The 22080-nt window shown below is 47.3% G+C and carries 10 protein-coding genes; 1 reads left to right on the forward strand and 9 read right to left on the reverse strand.

Going from position 1 to position 22080, the window contains the following annotated elements:
- Positions 1–3: 3 nt before the first annotated feature.
- The 6 genes from NSQ73_RS19920 to loaP form a co-directional block, all read right to left on the reverse strand.
- Positions 4–753: a polyketide synthase gene (locus NSQ73_RS19920; RefSeq protein WP_340989337.1), complete on the reverse strand. Its 750-nt coding sequence runs from the start codon at positions 751–753 to the stop codon at positions 4–6.
- A 5-nt stretch (positions 754–758) separates the two neighbouring features.
- Entirely contained in the window at positions 759–2021 is a 1263-nt protein-coding gene (locus NSQ73_RS19925; protein ID WP_340987840.1) for a hydroxymethylglutaryl-CoA synthase family protein, read from the reverse strand.
- A 19-nt stretch (positions 2022–2040) separates the two neighbouring features.
- Positions 2041–7464, reverse strand: coding sequence for an AprA-related methyltransferase (locus NSQ73_RS19930; RefSeq protein WP_340987841.1), 5424 nt, complete (start codon positions 7462–7464; stop codon positions 2041–2043).
- A gap of 3 nt (positions 7465–7467) precedes the next feature.
- A complete protein-coding gene (locus tag NSQ73_RS19935) occupies positions 7468–8235 on the reverse strand; it encodes an enoyl-CoA hydratase/isomerase (protein ID WP_340946763.1) in 768 nt (255 codons plus the stop codon).
- On the reverse strand, positions 8232–9491 hold the full coding sequence (locus NSQ73_RS19940) for a hydroxymethylglutaryl-CoA synthase family protein (RefSeq protein WP_340987842.1): 1260 nt from the start codon (positions 9489–9491) through the stop codon (positions 8232–8234). The genes NSQ73_RS19935 and NSQ73_RS19940 overlap by 4 nt, the downstream gene beginning before the upstream one ends.
- A gap of 423 nt (positions 9492–9914) precedes the next feature.
- Complete coding sequence (gene loaP, locus NSQ73_RS19945; protein WP_076244315.1) at positions 9915–10499, reverse strand: antiterminator LoaP; 585 nt, start codon at positions 10497–10499, stop codon at positions 9915–9917.
- A gap of 276 nt (positions 10500–10775) precedes the next feature.
- On the opposite strand from loaP, the gene NSQ73_RS19950 reads away from it, so the two are divergent.
- Positions 10776–11138: a DUF3221 domain-containing protein gene (locus NSQ73_RS19950; protein ID WP_340841233.1), complete on the forward strand. Its 363-nt coding sequence runs from the start codon at positions 10776–10778 to the stop codon at positions 11136–11138.
- An 806-nt stretch (positions 11139–11944) separates the two neighbouring features.
- On the opposite strand, the gene NSQ73_RS19955 is transcribed toward NSQ73_RS19950, so the two are convergent.
- Genes NSQ73_RS19955 through NSQ73_RS19965 form a run of 3 tightly spaced genes read right to left on the reverse strand, consistent with a single transcriptional unit; the run spans position 11945 to position 21788 of the window.
- Positions 11945–16576, reverse strand: a complete 4632-nt coding sequence (locus NSQ73_RS19955; RefSeq protein WP_340987843.1) for a hypothetical protein — start codon at positions 16574–16576, stop codon at positions 11945–11947.
- Complete coding sequence (locus tag NSQ73_RS19960) at positions 16576–18633, reverse strand: hypothetical protein (protein WP_340987844.1); 2058 nt, start codon at positions 18631–18633, stop codon at positions 16576–16578. The genes NSQ73_RS19955 and NSQ73_RS19960 overlap by 1 nt, the downstream gene beginning before the upstream one ends.
- A gap of 23 nt (positions 18634–18656) precedes the next feature.
- A complete protein-coding gene (locus NSQ73_RS19965; protein WP_340987845.1) occupies positions 18657–21788 on the reverse strand; it encodes a hypothetical protein in 3132 nt (1043 codons plus the stop codon).
- Positions 21789–22080: the final 292 nt, after the last annotated feature.

Raw genomic sequence — 22080 nt, forward strand, 5'->3', positions numbered from 1 at the left:
AATTCAATTCCCGAACAAGTTCATAATCCGGTCCCGCACTTCATCCTGAAAGAACGTCTTGGTGTGCATGTCAAGCTCCTGCTGCACAACTTCCGGAAGCTCCCTGCGCAAAGAAGCGGTCAAATGGTCTTTGAGCGTTATTAAGGATATTCTTGGTTTCTCCGCTAACTGTCTGGCCACGCTGTACGCATGCTCCAGCACTTCATTCCTTGGCAGTACAGGGAACGGAATACCTCTTCTCTGCAGCTCCGCGCCCCGATAGCTGCCTGCGCTGAGGAGCATTTCCTGCGCCAGGCTCATGCCCAGCTTACGGGGTACGATCAGCGTGGAGCCGAAGCCGGGCGTAAAGCCGTATTTCATAAAATTGGTATTGTATACGCTTTCCAAACTAAGAATGACTATATCTGAAAATAACCCGAGCACGAATCCGCCGCCAATTCCGTGACCCTGCATGGCGGATATCACCGGGATTTTACAATTTAAGGCCAGGCTGTACACATCGAGATCGGTGAACCGGACGCGGCCTTCATGAAGGCTTAGCAGTGACTCACGGGTACCGCCGGAGGCGAAGTAGCTGTCGTATCCGGTCAGAATGACCGCTTTGCCGTCCGGATTGGCATCGATCTCCGCAAAGGCCGACCGCAGCCCGGTGATCAGCTCTCCGGAGAACATATTCCGGTTAGCACGATCCTCCATCGTAATTTGGAAAATGCCTGCTTCCGCTTCATCCAGCCGAACGACCGAAGAGAACATTGCCATCAGACCCCCCAGCTGTATTCACGGTGATAATCCCGGACCTGCACAAGCTCCAGCCGGCCTTTGCCCCGCAGTGCCTGCCAAGCCTCCGGGATCAGCTGTGAATGGGGTTTCGCATTACGGGTTCCGAATTTGATCGCCTGCGTATCCCGCAAGAGCTCATCGTATTCCGCCATTGACAGCGGATAACGTTCGCCAAGCGCCCGTTCGATGCCGAAACGCCGCTGCCGCCGCTGGCCTTCCGCCGTCACGACACCGCTATAAAACTCGGAGCAGCATCCCGAGCCGTAAGAGAAACAGCCGATTCGCCCCGGCGTCTCGAAGCTGCCCTGGTCGATGGTGCCGGCGAGAGACAGAAACAGGGTCGCCCCCATAATATTGCCTACCCGCTGGCAATAACTGATTCCCGGCATAACACGCCGGAGGAAATCCTCCTCGATTTCAGCCTGCCCCGCCTTTGCTTCCTTTCGCATCATGGTGCGGTGGGCACCTTTGACCATTCCGCCGAATGGCGTATGGCTGGCCAGATATTGGAACGTACTCCGGTAATCCGCACCGATTACCCGCTTTTTGTATTCATGGAACGTTTGCTGGCAGCAATCCAGGTAGGAGAGCAAGGATAGATCCACATCGCCCGCCTCCGTATCCGGAACGGGGCGGCAGGTATCCATCACTTCATATCCGTAATAACCGTTCGCTCCGATATCGGCTTCGAATACAGCCGGATTCTCGCCGACCAGCACCGCTGCTGCACCCGAGCCACCGCTCGGTTCAGCGAACGACCAGTCCGCCCCTTCGGCCTCGGCGGCGTCAGCTGCCGAGAACCGGGAGATGTCCGTCGCGATCACCAGCGCTTTGGCTCCGGGCGAGGTTTGCGACAATACGAAATTGACGGCCATCTGGAATCCTGCTGTACCGGAATAACAGGCCTGTTTGATTTCGAATAGCCGGCAGTTCCGGCTTAAGCCCAAATAATGATGGATGTAGGTGCTGAGCGATTTGCCGAAATCGATGCCCGATTCCGTGCAAGTCACAAGCAGCTCTATCCGCCCGATCTCCTCCGGTGTCATATCATCGAGGAGCGGTTTGGCGGCGTTGACGCCGAACGTAACGGCATCCTCGTAGGGCATCGCCACCGTTTTTTCCTTCACCAGTAAATTCTCGAACCGGGAGGTGTCCAGGCTGCGGAATTTGGCCAGCTCGAGAACATCCAGGCTGGCTGACCCGCCGTACACATTCATCGCTTCGATTCCAACCGAGACCATCGTATCGCACTCCCATCGTTTATTTTGAAGCTCCCGTATAGCGAAGCTGCTGCAAGTAATGACCGGCTTGGCCGCTGTCGAGCGTCCCCGTGTATACCTTTCCCAATATCTCGTCGACCGACAGCTCGGCCTCAGCTGTGCCCGCGTTAGGCGGACCTTCCTTTTCTGCCTGCGTTTCCTGAACGTATTCCGCAAAATCATACAGCGTCGGATAGGCGTAGATTTGGGTTGCCGTTATTGCTGTGCCGAACAGGCGGTTAACCGTCTGAATCCATTCCACGCCGATGACCGAATCCAGCCCCAAATCAACAAATTTCCGGGAAGGATCAATCTCTTCAGGCTTCATATACAAAGCTTCCGCCAAGCTTACAGCCAGCTGCTTCAGCAGATCGGACGGCCTTGCGGATGGAGCGGACACCGGCGGGTGAAGGACCCCTTCCTCCTTCGGCAGATCAGCAATATGCCCCTCGGATGATGCGGATATCAGCTGAACCAAATACCCGGAAAAATCCCGTAGTGTCGGATACTCGTACACTTTCGTTGCCGGAATTTTCGTGCCGTACCGTTTGTTAAGGGTCTGAATCCATTCGACCCCGATAATGGAATCCAGCCCGAAATCAACGAACTTCCCGCCCGGGTCGATCTCGCTGCGCTTCATGTAGAGCGCCTCAGCCAAGCTAAGTGTCAGTTCTTCCTGTAACGCGTGCTCGTTACCGGCTTCGCACAGGTCCGGCCTGCGCTGCGGTTCCCTGCCGCTGGACGCTCCGGCGGTATGGGGCAGCAATTCGGAGGAAGACTTGAGCGAGATGAAAGGTCTGGAACGGTCTGCCGCTTGTACGGTGCTCTTGGACCCGTATTCGGTTACCGGCCGCAACGCTGTTATCCCCCGCAGCTCCGAAACTTCCTGCGTGCGGGCTTCAGCCGTTGAAGCCGTCTGCGGCTCTACATGCGGCTTTGCCGCGGCCGGAGCGGAGACAGCCGGGTATGAACCGGACTCGTACCCTACCGGCGCAGTGTCCGGCGCTTTCGGCTGCTGCTCCGAGGCCACTTTGCCCCTTCTGTCACCAATCCAATACCTCTCCCGCTGGAACGGGTAGGTCGGCAGTCCAATCCGGGGAACGGGAACGCCGGTGTACATCGCCTGCCAATCGAGATCGTAGCCTGCGGCGTACAGCTCCGCCAACGCATGAAGGCCGTTCTCCAGGGCCGCGCCCCGTACCGATTCTATTTCCCTGATAATGCCTTGTCCCAGCTCTTCGAAGAGCGGTTGACGGCGGAATTTCCCATTCACGCCAAGGTGCCCGGCACTGAAATACCCGCCCGAATCGCGTCCTTCAAGCAGCCCCTCGAGCTTATCCTTCATATCCTCCCGGCTTTGAACGACGAAGGCGGCCCGTGCCCCTGCGAAATGCTCCCTGCCGTTCAGCAATGCGGCGCATACTTCGGCAATCCCGTACGCTTCTCCATTCCGTTCGAGCCATAGCAGTAAATCTCTCGCCCGGTTCTGTAACGCTTGCTCCGATTTAGCGGATATGCACAGCAGTTCGTGTGAACGGTCCAGCGGGGACAGAATCTTCCGCTCCGGCGCTTCTTCCACCAGCACATGGGCATTCGTACCTCCGGACCCGAAGCTGCTGATGCCTCCCCTGCGCAGCGGATGACCTTCCGGCAAAGGCCAGGACTGCTGCTCCGAGGCAACGAAGAAGGGGGACTGGTCCAGCGAGCAATGCGGATTCAGCTCATGAAAATGCAGTGAAGCCGGAATACTCCGGTTCCGCATGCTGACCACAAGCTTAAGCAGCCCGGCGATCCCCGCAGCTCCCTCTAGATGTCCGATATTCGTCTTAATCGAGCCTAAACCGCAGTAAGGCTGCGGGGAATCCTCCGTTTTACCGCCGGACAGCCTGGTGAACGCCTCCTTCAAGCCGCCTATCTCCACCGGATCACCGAGCGAAGTGCCCGTTCCGTGCGCTTCGATATAGCCGACCGTTTCGGGAGCAAAGCCAGCCTTAAGAAGAGCGGCGGCTACCAGATCGGCCTGCTTGGCCGGATTCGGAACCGTAAGTCCGCCGGCCTGGCCGCCATGGTTAACAGCCGTGCCTTTGATAACGGCAAGGATGGTATCCTGATCCCGCAGCGCTTGATCAAGCGGCTTCAGCAGCACCATGCCGGCTCCTTCCCCGCGCACGTATCCGTTCGCTTCGGCATCGAACGTGCGGCAGGCGCCGTCCTTCGACAGCATCCCCGCCTGGTAATAGGTGATGCTGTTGGCCGGGTGGCACATCAGATGGATGCCGCCCACAAGCGCCTGCCCGCATTCCCCGTCAGTCATGGAACGTACGGCCTCATGTATGGCTACAAGCGAGCTGGAGCAGGCCGTATCGATCAACAGGCTCGGACCATGCAGATTAAAATAATACGAAAGGCGGTTCGGCAGGGCCGCCATAGAAGCGCCGGGACCGTAGTAAACCTCGTGCTTATCCAGCAGCCGCTGATAATCAGAGCCGCTGGCCCCGATAAACACACCCGTATCGCTACCGGCCAGCTCCTTGGCCGGATAACCTGCGTGTTCGAAGCATTCCCAGGCAAGCTCAAGCAGCAGACGCTGCTGCGGGTCAATCCATTCGGCTTCCTTCGGGGAGATCCGGAAAAACGAAGGATCGAAGCCCGAAACATCATCCAAAAAACCGCCCCTATCGATTCCCCTATGGGATTGAGCCGTATCAACGGAATCCGGCCACTCCCATCTGCCGGCCGGCATACGCCCGACGGCGTTTCTTCCTTCCTGCAGCAGCTCCCACAGTTCATCCAGATTGGACACGCCTCCGGGAAACCGGCAGGCGGCGGCAACGATAGCGATACCGTTATCCGGTGCCGCTTCACCATTCCCGGCAGCAGCTTGACGCAGGTTCCCGTTATCCGTGCAATCCGGAGCATCAACAGGCTTCACTGCGGCAACCTCCTCTTCGGTTTGCGGCTCCCGGGCGGCAGCCTGCTCCTCCAAGTAAGCAACGATGAGCTGCGGCGTATTATATTGAAAGAAAAAGGCCGGCTCCAGTCGGACAGAAAACTCGTGGCTGATTCGTTCGTTCAGCTCCAGCAGATCCGCCGAATCCAGTCCCATCTCCATCAAAGGCTGGTCCATGGAGAATTCTTGACCGCCCCCCAGGACGAGACCGATAACCTTCGTCACGTAGTCGCGGATCAAGCCGTTTCGGGATGGGACATTTCTGGCCGGCAGCGGCATCTTGGCCGCGGGTAACGCTTTCACTTCTTTAGGCGAAGGCGATGGTGCATGCTTATGCTTCTGATGACGGTACTGCAAATCGTATTCGATCCAGACGCCTTGACCCTCGTTCGCCGTATCGAGCGGCCGGTAGCCCGGTATCAATTGCTTGATCTCCGCCCCATGCCATTCGTGAAATCTTAAATTCGGGTCCGCCGGGCTGCCATGCTCGTTGCGCAGCCGGATATAATCCTCCAGCGGGACCCCGGTATTCCGCGAGTAATTCTTGCACCGGGTAATGCCTGCTACGGTATGCACTCCGCTAATCAGGCTGCATCGCAGCAGCATAAATTCCAGCAGCTGGTCCCCCAAATTCCGGTGCTGCATCCCTGGCAGAATGTTCAGTCCAAGCAGCTGGACTACCGGCCCATTCTCTTCTTGCAGCTCTTCCAACCGGCCGAAGGAAGCCTGCCTCAGCTGCCCGGATGCTCCAATTCTCTGGGAGTACACCGCTCCGGCTATTCTCCCATCCACTTCAAGGACAAGCTGACCCGCCGGGTCCTGCTCCCATCTGCTCCGGATGGAGGAGGGCGGCGTCCGTAGATCAGGCGCCCAGCATGCCTCCTCCAGCTCCTCTAGAGCCGGCATATCGTCCAGACGGGCATACCGGATTCTATAGTCTCTCCGTTCGAACCGGTTCAAGGTAATACGGCCGAAGGGCATCGTCTTTGGGTATTTGCGGAAATAATTAGAATCCGGAAACAAGCCCGCCTCGGATGCGGCCATTAGAAACTGCTCTGCACCTACAAGAAGCTGCTGGGAGAAAGCGTGGTAGGCATCGAAATGCAAGCTTTCGCATTTACTTATATAATCGCGTACAGTCCGCGTCTCCAGGCCGTGTACCTCCAGGATGATTATACCGTCCTTACCCATGACGGATGCCCAGCGTTCCAGATGCTCCACCAGGCTTTGAAACACGTCGGTTCCCGGAATTTCATTCCCTTCCGAATCGGTATACGGCTGGTCGAAACGGACCCGCGAGCGGGCAGCGGCCGACACCTGATCTGCCGGTGGCAGGTAGGGGCGGTCATGATCGAGAAACGAACGGACATGCAGAATATGCTCCGGGTCCCCGATCCCCAGCTCCCTCAAATCCCGGATCACCTGGGCCGGATCGCCAATATTGCCCTTGAGTACCAGATGCTCCGTCCCCTGCAGGGTCAGGCTTGTCGCATCCAGCGCCTTCCCGTTATAATCGATGCCGATCAGCTTAAGCGGATATTCCTGCAAATGCCGGCCCCGGACCGTTTTATCCCGGATGATGGCATGCATCTTCTTCAGCAGGGAGCCGTCCCCGCATCCCATGTCGGCGATATATTTCGGCTGCTCCGCGAGCGGCTCACGGTTGAATATCGCCAGGACGATTTCCTCCATATCGGAGAAATATTTCTCATGCTGAAATCCGCTGCCCACGACATTCAACGTCCGGTCGATATGCAGCTCATGCCCTTCCCCGTCATGTCCGAAGACCGCCCTGGAATCCCCGAACAGAATCTCGTCCATACTCATGAGCATCGGCCGGTAGGCGGCCATCGCCGCGGTAATGAAAATACGGTCCACCATAAAGCGGCCCGTATCAGTCAGGCAATCCTCCTCCTTAACTTGCGCCAGCCAGCCGTGATGTGAAAAGTAACGCTTAATCTCCTTACGGGTGCGCGCCCCCATGTTCTTCAGCAGCAGCGTGTTGCTTCCGTCTTGCCCGTAGCTTAGCTGGCCGTTTTCTTTCAGTGTCAGGAGGAGCGGAATCACCAGCAAGCCGTCCATAAACCGGGCCATGACCGGGTCCTGCATATCCCACTGCCGCTCCGACCGTTCGATCCAATGCTCCAGTGTGAGCTTGGATGGGTTTCTTTTTAAATATGATTTCATCGGAAAAGACAACAGCGGCACGCCTTCCTCCCGCATCTGTTCATGAACATCGGCCGAAGCCGTACGGATATAAGCATCCCCTTCGCTTCTCTCCACCCAATGCATCGATTCAAGCATGTTCAGCGCGATGCGTAAAAAACCCTTGTTGGCGTTCAGTTTCCCGCAAAGCTCCTGAAAAGAAACCGGGTCCGTCAAGGACAGCTCCGCGAAAAGTCCCTGCTTGCTGCATGCTGCAATGACGGGAATGGCTACATAGCCATTGCTATAATCGTTCAATATCGTCAGCATAGATTATTCGTCCTCCCAAGGAAATTGTCCCTTCTCCACATAGCGGTAAATCTTCTCCAGATTCCGGGGGTCCGCGAATATCTTCTCGTTAGCCGCCAAAGCTAACGGTTTGGATGTCGTCAATATCCCGCGCAGCTCGTTCATATAGGTTTTGTAATGCGCAATCGCGGGTTTCGGCAGCTTCTTGAGCCGGAGTAAATGCCTGCGGAGCAGCATTTCGCTGTCCGGGCCGTACCCGTCCACAATCCCCCACGCATGCGCTTCCTGTACCGGAATCGGCTTCGTTGTAAGGGTCATGTAATGAGCCTTCTGAAAGCCCGTCCGCCGAATGAGAAACGGTAATACGCAAGCAGGAAAAAGCCCGAACAGAAGCTCGGACAAGCTGAACTCCGCCTTCTCGTCTGCCAGCACGATATCGCAAGCGGCTGCGAAGCCTACCCCTCCGGCGTTCGCTTTGCCTCTGACATGGGCAATCGTAATGAATGGACCTGTCGCCAGCTTCTGCCACAGGGCATACAAAGGCTCCGGACGATTGTCCAGCGGCTCCCCCGCTGTCAGCTTGGCATGTATACCCTTGAAGTCAGCACCCGTGCAGAAAATACCGTCCATGCCTTCCAGTACAATGACCGACGCACTTTCCTCACATTGCGCCAGGGCGTGTGAGCATTCTTCGACCAACCGGTCGTTTATCGTATTGCCGGCTTCCGGACGGTACAGCTGAAGATAACAGACCTGCCCCTCAACCCGGACTTTAATCGTGTCATAGTTCATGAGGTCCACCTGTATTCCCGGTGATATTCCCGGATTTCCTCCAGAACGAGGCGTGCACTCCCGCTTACAGACTTCAGTGCGGCGGGCAGTACTTCCGGATCAATCTTCAGATTGCGCGTGCCGAATCGAAGCGCGTTCGCAGGCTGGAACAACGATTCATATTCGTCAATCGATAGCGGATAACGCTCATCGAGCTGTTGGCCGATCATGAAACCGCGCTGAAGCTCCTGCCCCTTAGCTGAAGCAACTCCGCTAAAAAATTCGGAGCAGCAGCCGGAGCCGTAAGAGAAGCAGCCGATTCGGCCCGGCGTATCGAGACTTGCATGATCGATCGTACTCGCCAGCGAGAGCAAGGCCGTCGCGCCCATAATATTGCCTACCCGCTGGCAGTACACCATGCCGGGCCTGACCCGCCTTTGGAAGTCCGCTTCAATTTCAGGCGGCTTCGCCTGGGCCAGCTTCCGCATCATCGACCGGTGGGCGCCCTTCACCATTCCCCCGAAAGGGGTATGGAAAGCGAGATATTGAAAGGTCTCCCTGTAATCGGCTTCCGGCACCCTTTTTTTGTACTCCCGGAATGTCTGCTCGCAGCAGTCCAGATAAGACATCAAGGATAAGTCGGCATCGCCGGCTTCGCTGTCGGGAACCGGGCGGCAGCTGTCCATCACTTCATAGCCGTAATATCCGCTCGCCCCTACGTCGATCTGAAATACATACGGACGGGAGCTGACCAGCACAGCAACAGCGCCGGCCCCGGCGCTCGGTTCGGCGAACGACCAATCAGCCGTCAGCACCTCCCCCGGCTCCACAGTCATGAAGCGGGAAATATCCGTCGCCACGACGAGCGCCTTCGCACCTGGCGATGCTTGGGACAGCACGAAGCTGATGGCCGTCTGCAGGCCCGCGATGCCTGAGTAGCAGGCCTGCTTGATCTCGAATAACCGGCAGTTCCGGTTCAGACCCAAATAATGATGTATATATGTGCTAATCGACTTGCCGAAGTCGATGCCTGATTCCGTACAGGTGATAAGCAGTTCAATCCGATCCTTTGCTTCCGGCGGCAACGCATCAACTAGCGGCTTCGCCGCATTCACGCCGAAGGTGACCGGATCTTCGAACGGCAGCGCGACAGCCTTCTCTTTCATCATCAAATTGTCGAACCGGGTTGTATCCAATCCGCGATGCTTGGCCAGCTGCAGCACGTCCAGAAAGGCGGAGCCTCCATAGATATTCAACGCTTCAATTCCGACAGGCATTCTATTCCTCGCCCTCTCTGCTTTAAGTTTCTTCGTATCTGCTAAGACATATAGCCGTATTCATTCCGCTAGAGCCCGGTCGGGCAGCAGCGCATGACGAGCCCCATCCGTAACGCCTTACGCTTCCAAATCATACTTATGGTGACAGAGCTGCTCGCCTCCTTTCCTTTGGCAGGGCCCCCTTAGGGTTCACTGCCGGAACGATACTGCCGCATTCCCCTTTCCCGGACAAAATAAAAAGACCGGACACAGGTGTGTCTAGTCTTTACATATATGTATTGAAATTTGGAATTCATAATGTCGACAGCTTCGCCCTTTCATGCTTCCTTCCGGAAGGCACTACCATTTCTATCCTATATCCATCGGTTGCCATATAACGTGCCGAAACATCGGTTATACAGCTTCCGGTTTCATTAGCTAAAGTTATTCCTGTACAAGATTCGTTTCCGGCTCCAAAAGGATAATTCCTAAATCGATCGTTCTCCCACCGCCCAACAACTGAAGACTGACCTTCGCGCGCCTTTTGCGTTTGTCAACTTTGGTGACGAGCTCCTCTTTTCCAGTTAAGGGGCCCGACACGACGTTCATACGGGAGTTCTCAAAATACACCCTAGAATTCTCCGCCACATCGTCATGATCGAGCAGCCCCAATATAGGACTAATCTCCTCTTCCGGTATTTGCTTAAAATACTGCTCCTCAGAGTTCTCCAAATCATTCATAGCTTGGTGCTTATAGATAAGATCCTTGCGGCTGCAGTAGTTTAATAACCGGTAGACATGGGGGTTCTTCTGAAGGATATAATAGGTAGAGTAATTCATTTGAGTCTGGATGAACACATAGCCCGGAAATAACAGTCTTTCAATTAAATCATATTGACCGGCTCTTCTTTCCGAAATTTGCTTCTTGGGAACGACGCAGCGGAGCATCTCTCCGGAAAATAGCCGCTGCAGAGATGACTTCACACGGTCTTCGCAGCCATTTCGAACGAATAATACGTACCAGCTCATAATATCCCCCAATAGTAAAAGATTAGAGACAGGCGGACTTTCCGGTGAATGAATGCCCAAACTTGTTATAATCAACATATTAGAAAAGAAATTATATAATTGCTATTTTACTCATTATATACCAAAGGTTAGGAGTCTTCAACGATCAGTTACTAGAATCATTGCGCTATTTCTAATTCTTCATTTATTTGCAGCATTTGCTTCTGAACATTCTGATGTTAACAGAAATCCAGTATATATCCCTCATCAAATGTCATAAATTAAAAGGAGAAATCAATGGTCCAAAAAAACACTATCTTTAAAAATACTATCCTTAATAAAATTCCTATCTTAATTTTCATTTGTTTGTTCTTGCTTACTTCTTGTAATAAGGATGCTGAAGTATTTATTGGAACTGTACACACAATAGATATAGAAAATAAAAGACTGCTAGTTATATCTGGCTTAAAAGAAGAGGATTTGAAGAAGAGTTACAAAGAACTTCTCAATTCTAGTGAATACGCTAAGATCATTTGGGTGAGTAAAGTTTCTCCCTCTAAATTCAAACAAGGGGATGAGCTTGAAATAACCTATACTGCAAGTGATGATTCTTATCCGGCACAAGTAACCGCCCAAAAAATCACTAAAATTAGTAATTGATTCAATAAATAAAATCCAGCAGATCAAAGCATCGTTTCTAATAAGAAGCGGTGCTTTTTTGATGTGAGACTAAAGCTACTCACAACCACTATTAGTATTTCGAGAAAGCTGCTCCACACAAAAATTCCCGATGAGGGAATTGCCTCACCGGGAATCATTAAATAATTCTCCTATTTAAAGCACTTGGCAGAATCCGTTGCGAAAGTAGTCATTTTTAATGAGTCGTGGTGGATCACCAAAGCTGCTAAAAGGAAGACTGAAAAACCTTATTTAATACTGGATTTTGATCCACCATAGGTGAAAAAGAGGTATTACAGCGTTCATAAACACTTATATCGGCCCATAGAAGTCGATAAATCCTCCAAACAGCAAGAAACTGTATAATATACATACTATTCATTAAAATAAATCACGTAATTTTATGGATGGATATGTTTGAAGGTCCCCTTGCCGGAAGTCGGTGTCTTCTTCAGACCCGCAACATCTCGTCCGCAAAGTTAATCAAGGTATCATTGGTAAAAGAGAGAAACTGACAATCTGGATGAGCTTCGCATTTGTTCAATGATTGTATCCACTCTATATAAGCGGTCTAATTCACTCTGGTTGCCAACACAAAAGGGGGCGTCCCAAGCAGCTATTACATGGCTTTTGGGTCAGCCCCGATGACATAACGTACAGTATTTTTTGAGATTTTTCATTTTACCGGCTATGAACAAATCCTGCCGGCTGATTACAGTCGCTGATGTTCCATGTGTGAAAGGCTGCCGATTCAACCATCAATCCGCAGCCTTGTGCGCTTCAATAATTCATTGAACCAGCCCTTTTATGCACTCTAAAGATATTTGATAATTGTGTAGACGCAACAGTGGTGTAGGATGTTTGGATACTGCAGACATCACGGTTATATTAAAGTGTAAGTATCCGTCTTTCGTACTATGAGGAAGTGATTTCAGCCAAGCTTCGTTACCCGTTTGAAATAACTCGCTTATTGTTTCATAATTCAGCTTCCCAGTGCTATCCTTGCTAATTTCCGCCTCATGTTTTGCGGCTACCGTTTCAATGTTAATAAGCTCATTCTCAAGGCTGTAACCATAAAAGTTCTCAATGACTACCTTAGCCTTAATTATTGGATAATAATGGAATATGGTTTCAAATAGTGAATTTAAATGTGCGGCAATGGACTGTTTGGCTCCTCCTCCGCTTAGTGTACATGCATTTATAGGCTCCTTATAATCTACAGTCAGACCAATTGGTGTCAAATCACTAATCTCAGGTGTTCGATAGATATAGGTCTCCTTGATTGGCTCATCCGGTCCCAGCAGATTGGCATTGCGGATGATTGAGGCGGTACAATTAACACTTTGTTTCTGTACAAGGTGAAGGTCCTTCAGCTTTAATCGCCGGATGGGATATTCCGATTGAGCTTGATCCGTAGACAGCTCAAATTCAAAAACAACTTCCTTCTCTGAGACAGGAATTTTATCCGTGCACGCTTTTTCACCATTGTCCTTACCGTTATCCAGCACCAAATCGAGATTAGGTGGAAGTATCGGTTCCGACAACACTTTGAGTCTATATTTATTCGTATCTGTTCCGCTAACATCACTAATGATCAGACTGTAATCCGCATCCGGCGCTGAAGGTTTAGATTTTCTTAAACTAATTGTCGCGCCCAATGCATTATCTATTGATTCAACTGAGCTCAATAAAGCACCCAAAACAAACCTAGACTTTTTAATTTGCTCATCGTCATCACCACGCGTCAAAACATCACTCTCACTCAGTGAACCAAGGTTTTCTTTATACACTTGCTTCAATTGAGAATATACATCATTAAATCGAACCAATTGGGTTGCTAAATCTTCTGATACATCCAAAAAGAAGGCTTCTTTGATTTCTTGATTAAACTTCAGGTTTAATTTTATTTCATCTTGGGGAGGATGGATTTCCCTGCGAACTGAAACTTCATAAGCGTTGTTCAGAACCTCCGGCCATTGACTCGTATTTTGTCTGCTATACGTTTGCGTCAATATCGGCTTAGCCGGATACGTTCTTAAAATTACTGGTACCTTTTTTGTAAAGTGCTGAGATAAGGTGTTTTCTTCGGGAATAACAAATTTCAGCCATTTGGATGTCCGGTAATTATCTGTGGGTAGTTTCTTTATATTATGTTCAATATGCGTAACCGAATATATTGGTGTTAATATAACGTTTGAAGAAGTGGTGGGTTCACTGTCAATCGGCCGTGTGATACTTACAAAAGTAGTCAAAAAAGGAACGTCCTCAGCGTTCTTTTTTCGGATAGGCAGCTTTGAGGAAGTAAGTGTCAGTGGCAGCGGAGGTACTGCCGTAGATTTAAAAGTTCCATAGAATTGAGGAGTTAGTTCGCTGTTGATTACTTCTTCCGCAATAACCGCTTTTTTTTGCACTACAGCGTTAATTTTATAAAAATTGGGCAGTTGGGCCAAAAGCTTCTGTTCAAAATCATCCTGAGCTTTCTTTAACCCTTCAATATTTGTGACATCAGTAACAGGGCCCAGAAATGCAATTAACTTCTTTGCCAAGTTTGATTTACTTTTGGTAAGTTTGCTAATAAAACTTAGTTTTTCTTGGGAATGGTAGTCCAGAAAGCGTACAGGTGCAGCATATTCTGGTGACAACATCTCCTCGATAGCCACTAAGACCTTGCCTAATTCTTCATCTAGCATGATATCACGGTCGGCTTTTGTTTCAGCTTCTTTTATCTCCCCGTCACTTTCATTATAAGTAAATTTAGCTTGACGTGTAATTAAAGCAGTATTTAGCGGTGCTGGAGTAAAAACTGAAGCAGGTTCATGTGACAAGTTAAATCCAATTCCTTTAATTTGATTTTCATCCAAACGAATGGCCCAAATTGATTCTCTGCCGGATGCTGAATATTGATTTTGATCATTCATTCCATAGGCTAGCTTAACACGATAACCATCCCCCTGAAGTGCCCTCTCAAAATCAGCCGCAAAATCCTGTGTGCTTATTTTGGGCAATATAACCGTTTTGACATCATACACGGGATTCATGTCCAGGTAAGCCCCACGGACCTTCTCCTTGTTTCGACCCATACGAAACGTTGTGACAAGCTCAAACATCAGGTCAGAACAAAGAGAGTCCTTCATGTCAAATTCAAGATGCATAGTTAATGGTGCTGGATAGATATCTGCTGAATTATTGTTCTTAATAATATCAGAGAGATACCACTGGATGACACCAATCCAGTCTTTAATAGACACGTTGTATCCTAACTTACTCAAAGTAAATTCTTTATTTAACATGGAGGTTTCGACAATAAATGCAACTTGATCTGGCTTCTCCGGATCGAATGCGTCTTTAATTTGCTCACTTAGTTGCTGAAAGACTAAGAGATCCATCTGGGCCAACACAATATGGGCTGGAATCTCCTGATTGTTAATCAATACTTTAGTTTCATCGGGCTTGTATTTTTCAATATTAAAATCTAATGTAACCTCCAGTTGCTGGGGAAGTTTAATTCCCTTTGTTACCTTATAAGAGCTGGTTACGCTCGGCCATTGATCCAAAGCAATTAACTGATTTTGATAACCCACTCTTACCGGAGGAACAGCTGTCGAACCGGGCTTCTTACTTGAGTTAAGCATATTGCCAAAGATGTCCAACCATTCAAAGTCGGTTTGCACAATACCGCCTATCCCACAATAAGGGTTTGAATTTAAAAGCAACAGAGGGCTCCCACCAGGTAGGGAAGGTTGGGGTTTGGCATATCTATAATACGGAAGTGTGTGCTTATAAATCCAGACATCATCATCGTCCGCCCGTTTGATTTTGGGATTTGAGTAGTTGAGATCCTCCAGACCGTTGGACAAAGGTTCCGTTGGCCCTATAGTTAAGGAATAGTCGCTTTGATAGAAATAATCGTTTCCCCTTACACGCAAACTCAACAGTTGAAACATCTGTTCGATATAGAAATGCTCTTCTTCTGCGGACATAAGCTGAATATTGGCTATTTGCTGCGGGACATCTCTTTTGGTCTCACAGGAGACTGTTCCACCGGGTTCAAAACAAGCGCGTAATACTGGACCTGCAACAAAATCTAGTTCGCTCCCCGCAGCAAAGAGGCCTGTCAGCATTTTATTGGCTTCAGCAATACGTCCTAACTCAATATTGTAATAGTTAGAAAGAGAACCCAAAGTATCGCCTATTTTAATTTCAAGCCCCAAGGACGGTAAAAAGATAGCTCTGCCTACATCAAGATCTAAATCCCAATCAATGGTATCCAGATTGCAATCTTTTATGGCTTGCGGATCCATTTGTGTATAGCTTACTATGTCATCCAGGTTTATTGAGTTTTCTTTTACTTCATAAATACCATCCTTCGGAATATGTATGATCATCCCAGGCTGAAGCATAACGTCTACGCAGAATTCAGCCAGTCGGACTAACCCCATGTAATAATAATCTGCTAGGCCGAATAAAGAATCCGACGCATTGAAAACATGGTGTGCGGGTACTTGTACAGCCTCTGCATAAAGAGTTGTTGTAGTCGGGTCGATAATTTCTCCGATAACAGTACTATTTACGAATCTTGTAATACGGTCATGGGAACCGATGTTATTATATATACACACAAACCTTAATACTGTGGTGTCTTCCCCATCTTTGAATGCCGATTCCAAGCCTGAATTCGCATCCTCGTCATAATAATATAAGTTTCCGTCAGAGGCTGTTGTGCATCTCAACAGTTTTTCAACAAATGGAACAAGCCCATCATAAAAGACTCTCGGCTCCTGAACGAAGCTATCTGCAGGCGGATGATTTTCCGTCTGTAAACCATGGATCGTAATATCCACATTGGCCTTCTTACTGGAAAAGAGTTTTCCGATGTTAACAGACTCTTTATTTGGGAATAGAATCCCGGCATAGAGAATATCATTGGCGTTATTATTATTTTTTTTGAAATATTCAAGCCAATTCTGAACTAATCCAATATCTTTGGGATCGATGCCAATAATCCGGTGCGCATGCTGGGTCATTTTAATTGAATCCACCATTTTTGAACGTGCAATACGAAAAGTAAATTGTGTCATCCAAGCATACTTGTCAGCAGCGCTTGGCTTTGCGTTCCCCTCATTTTTTTTCTTCATAATTTTCACTTGCGGCAATTGATCTGAAGCATTTTCTTTGGAAAGCATGGATAAACTGGCTGGAAATGACCAAATTTGAACAGGTGGCTCAATATTAAAGTCAGGAAATACAATTGGTTCTGCAGGTTCCCAAGTACTTGAAGAGACAAAAGGATACGTATTCGGTGTATAGGGTGCGGAAGGATTGACAATAAAATGGTTTACTTTGATATCGTGGGCGGCATCCTTTATCTGGTTAATTCTATCGATATCTTTCTGGTCAAATTTGTATGTCAGCTTCGCCATTAGTGCTCCTCCTTAAGTGTAATCCATTTTAGGTTTTCCTTATTTTCTAATGAAAATTCAAAGCCCTCATCCGGAACAGCACTTAAATCTACCTGCTGGCCGGTCAATTGATAAAGTCCCATTCCATGATCTGCAGGGCCTGTGGAGAATCGAAGGCCATGGAAAAACTGCCGGCTTAATAAACCAGTGAGATGCTTGTATACTTCTTTTTTTTGTAATTTATCTAATAAATCAGCAATGAGCATATTGTCCGGATTTCCCTGATCCTTGAATATTTCTTGACTGATTTTAGCCATACTTCCGGCTATTCCTGCGAAATAGTCACACCAGACTATGGTTGATCCGGATTTATCAAACTCCAAGAAATTGCTGCTGCTGCACAAGTTCGGAGAGCCTTGCTCGAATAAATTGGCTTCATAGCTTACTCTCATCCGGTTAATTTGTTCTTTAAATTTTTGAATATCTGTCTCGTTTCGTTTGTTATGTTCTTCAAAATCTATTGGAATTTCCCCAGTTACTTCTAGAGACAATTTGGGTACCATCGGAAAGAATGCCAGGTTGTCCAACAAATCATCATCCGCAGCTGATTTCAGGTTTATTTGTAAATCAAAATGATTATTAAAAATGTCATAAAGCTGTTCCGGCGGAATTGGGAATTGTTCTTTGGTCTCTGTCAGTTTACACACTAATTTGTTGATCTCGGCTAAAGTGACACTATCTCGCAGAAGTTCTGCTTCGTTCAACGGACCTTCCACCCGCAGCGCAGCAATCAGCTCCAATAAAATCAACTCCGAGAGAATCTGCAGTGAGCTTAGCGTTCCGCTACTTGAACCGGCAATTTTTTCAGCTTCAATCATTAATGTTACTACAAATGAAGCTGCGGCCTCCCAGCCACCTCCTTTAGTCACCACAGGAACTAAGTAAACGGTTAATTTCTTTGGAACATTAGAAGGGGCAAGGTTTCCCCATTTCATGGCTTCATATGGTATTGTTAACAGGTTTCCGCCTTTAGTCTCAATTGTCATCGATTCACTTATCGAAGCATTGTATGAAAAATGCAAGGTACATTTAAACCATCTACAACCAATTTGCAAGGATGCAGATACAGCTATATTTGCGCTCAATTCAATGGGAATAGATTTGTTGACTTCAATAGTGGTCTGACATAAAAGCGATAAATCCACATTAACATCGGCTTTGATCACACAAAAATCAACGGTGCCGAACAGCTTACCTACAATGCCAACAACACCCTGCACATTGTAATAGTATTTATCATCCATTAATGCATCGGCTGGTATAGCAGACGATGCAGGATGAGTAGTGAATGATTTGATCGGAGCTAATATCCCTTCAAGTATTCCTACAACCGTTAAGGAAAATCCAGCCTTCAGCGCTCCCAGTTCAAAAGACTTTCCAATCCCCACCTGCATACCAAAACCAAAGGTAAGAACCGCGCCATATGTATCGCCGGGCGGCAATAAATCTGATTTGGCTTCCTTAAACCTTCCAAGGTACATACCACCGGACCCAAGTACAGGAATTCCAGGCGGAATATATCCTTCGATCTGGAATGACCTTGAAAAATCAAGATTCCACGGAAAGCCTAGGTCTAATTGGAAATCACCGTTTGTATACAGCTCTAAGCCGATATTAGGGAATGTTACTGTATAGGCGCCAATTAATTGTCTACGAATTGCTGGAGGCAACTGATAATCGATCTGATACAGACCTAAATTGTCATCCACTTTCCGGTATGAAATATCGATATTTACTCCATCATATAATTTTGATTTTATTTTCATCCCATAAAGCTCCGGGTCTAAAAATAAAACTTTCATTTCTATCCAATCACTTTCCAGTAGCAAGGCGATTAACCATGAGACAGATGGCTCCACATAAGGGTCTCCCTTATTCGTATCCCCTGTGAAATCAGGAGAGTCCGGCCAAGCTTCCAAATAATCAAAAATTTGATTTATGGTACTATTTTGATTATTTATTTGCGATATCCCGATATGTTGGCCCAAGATCAAAAGCTTCAATCCATCTTCATTCATTTTCTCTCATCCTCTCCTAATTTTTAGTCGCCGAATTTTCCATACCACGCCAATTCCTTCGACAGATCTGTAAGGGGAGTTGCAGCGGTCGATCCAAATAAAGACAGCGTCATATTTTCGCCTTTGTATTTCCGACCCAACATGAACAATTCCGGTTCTTCAATTTCCAAACGAAAGTTTGTCCCGTCGAACTTTAGCTTAATCTGGGGTAAAGCCAATTTTAGTACTCCCTGCAATGGTAAAGTCGCCTTTTCAGGCGAAACACCAGGTATGGTTATACCTATTGCTATACCGTTGTTTCCCGGTCTCCAGATGAGATACAAACTTGATTTCAGATTGCTTTTGCTGACTAACTCCCCTAACGAACCTAAATGAATATTGAAGCGGAGACCATACCATGGACCATTTGTATCAGGCAGAGCTGCCCCCTCTATCTTAATTTCTATACACCCGAATGCCGCTAACGGATCATTCCCGACACCGGAAATGAATCCGTCTAGGTTCAAACCAAGACTTTGAATTAGCGAGCGCGCTCGCACAATTAAAGAATCCAAATCAGGTAAAGCTTCTGACGGATTGAACTGAAAAGGCGTACTTGGACCACAAAACATATCCAGTTTTATCCCGTTGAGCCCAAGCGATGAGAAGCCGAAAATATCTAACCCGCCAATATTTGTTGAGAACTTAGCAAGCACATTAAAACCTATGAAGGAGTGTTTGTCGGAAGTGAAAAATTCTCCTTCCTTAATTAGGATTTCATCAAAAACACTTGTTCGAAATGAAACCTTTGTTTCAGGAGGAATAAGCATCTGATATTTTATATGTCCATCAGAAATTACACGTTTTCCTGCTAATGTTATTAGCTTGTTAGAATCCGCAGCAACCTCATCATTAAACCAATTGTTCATGGTCAATAATGCTTTGGCCTCGAAAATTTTGACTTCAGCACCTTCAAAATAAACAATCATTTCCTCAACACAGAAGTTATCCTCGTTGTTAGACGCAGTACAGGAGGAGTCATGATAATGAATCAATCCTAATATTGAGCTAATTTCATTCTGCTGAATAACGACGCTACCGTCGTTCTGTGTAACAACCTCAACAGGAGTTTTATCGATAATGATATGGTGGGCATTAAAACCCTGTTTCATCCAGCAACCTAATCCTTGAAGATCCTGCGGCATTTCAACATCGGCGTGAAGGAGAATCGTTCCAAGCCAATTTTCATCTTCAATAACCTTAGCCAGCTTCGAATATCGGGGATTATTTTGAACCTTTTCGGCAGTTAACTCTGTAGTGAGCCATTTGGACAGCTCCACAGGATCACTAGTAAAATCACTTTTCATGGTCCAATTGTCTGTTTGGCTCTCTTTAACTAAATCAACGAGTTTTTTTCCTGTACAGCCCTTCATGATTAGGATATTGCTGAAACTGCCATTATTTTTTTGCCCTATATTTAACTTGAACTTCCATCCTTCCACTTCAATTATATTACTAAATTTGGGATCATCAGAAGTGATCGGACCTGGAACACCGATTTTCCCGCTAACATCCGCTACTAAGAACAGCTCATTGGTTTGCATAGTCTGCTGGAGCTCCAGCGTAGGGCTGGTAATTTTAAATTGCTCTCCAACTTCTTGATACTTGGCCAATTGAATTTCATTCCAGCGTCCATCCTTATCCCAACTGACGATGCTTCCTGAGTAGGTGGTTCCGAATCCAACAGTGAGAGATAACTCTATAGGAGGCTGACTCTCTTTCCTTTGAGCTTCAATAATTATGCTTCGTCTTGTAGGGAACAGCACCTGTTTTTCAATATCGATGAAATTCTGTTTATCAAAATAAGAGCCACTTCTTCCTAATATCACTCCATTGTATGGAAGGACAGGGAACAAGCAGCCAGAAGGAAGGTGGTATCCCGGATCAACGCCTCCAAGGAGGGTGGAAGCCGGAAATACTATATTATCCTGGCCATACTTAATCTGTCCTTCCGGCTCACCAATATAACGAACTGAATTCCCTGTACCCGTCTGTCCAGGGAAGTTTACCCATGCAGTAACAAATTCATCTGCCAAGGTTGGTTTTTCTCCATTTAAATACACAATAAAAGCTGAATGTCCATGTTCAAAACGGATTACATGATTTGGAAAACAGCGGATACCTTCGGTTCCAAATATTCCTCCCATAAGATCAAACGTGCGTTTTTCCCCGTCTCCCAAATCAGCCGTTATTATAAAATCACCATCAGGTGAGGCAACTATAAAGGATTTATTGACCGTTCTGGTTAATCGTAAACGAGCGGGCTTTTCGGAAAGAGTTAATGGTTCGAGTAGTACAGAAACCCCCGTTGTTGTAGTAAATTGGGAAAGAAAATTTGACCTTCTTGTTGTATCAGCAAATAAAAACTCAGTCCGGCATAAAGGATCGACATGATCGGTAAATAAATTGCAAGGATCAACGGTAATCTTAAAGCTTAAGGAATTATAGCTGGAGCTTTTGATTAATGGAAATAATCCTAAACGATCCTTATGGCTAATCTGTCCATCATGCAGACCTAAATGAAACCCCACCATCAAATGAGAGAAAAGATACTCTGTTTTTATGTTCATACCGAAATTTAGACATCCCATTTTTGAACCGCTGAAAGGGATATTTGCTATATTTGTATATGCAAGCGAATATGTGCGGCCTCTGTCTCCCGCCCACCAAAGATGCAGAAGAGTATCAACTTGTATTGAATCAGATCTTTCTAAAGATATTTCCCCCTCATTCTTAATGAGAAAACTTAAAGATTCACTGATGGGAATCTGCATTTCTATGTTTGCTTCTTGATAAATTAACCATGAAGCAATTTTAATATCCTTATTAATATCTGACAGCCAAAGGATTCCTTTGGGATATCCCTTATCCATGAATTCATTAATTTTTTTGATAATTTTATCAATGGTTTCAGGTGATTCAAGTAACGGAGTTTCAGATGTAAAGAGAAAAAAACAAGGGGAGAACATTGTTAACTTAAAAGCTTCCCGTAGGGTTAGCTGATCACGGCCCGGATTAAAGCCCATTGAAACAAATGCGCTCCAATATCCCAAGTCTTCATTAGATGCATCAGAAATATATAAATTTGAACTTAAATATTGCTTGAATATAACCACTGAATATCCCACCTATTCCTTGTTAATAGAGGCTTGATCATCCTGTTATCCCTGACAATTTTTTAATCTCCAAAAGTATTAACTTGATTTTTATAAATTATGTATCCTTTAACTAGAAGTTAGGCGAGTAAAAGGGTAAAAAAAGAAATCAATGCATACAGAGATGATCTATAAATATACTCAAACCTTATAAATTTCATATACGACCACGCAAAGAGACCTGATGGAATGATCCATCAAGTCTCTTTGTGTCAACTGTTTGAGAACGTGCAGTTCGAATAGCTCTCGTTAT

The organism is Paenibacillus sp. FSL R10-2736 (assembly GCF_038000245.1).
Taxonomy (GTDB): Bacteria; Bacillota; Bacilli; order Paenibacillales; family Paenibacillaceae; genus Paenibacillus_AQ; species Paenibacillus_AQ phytohabitans.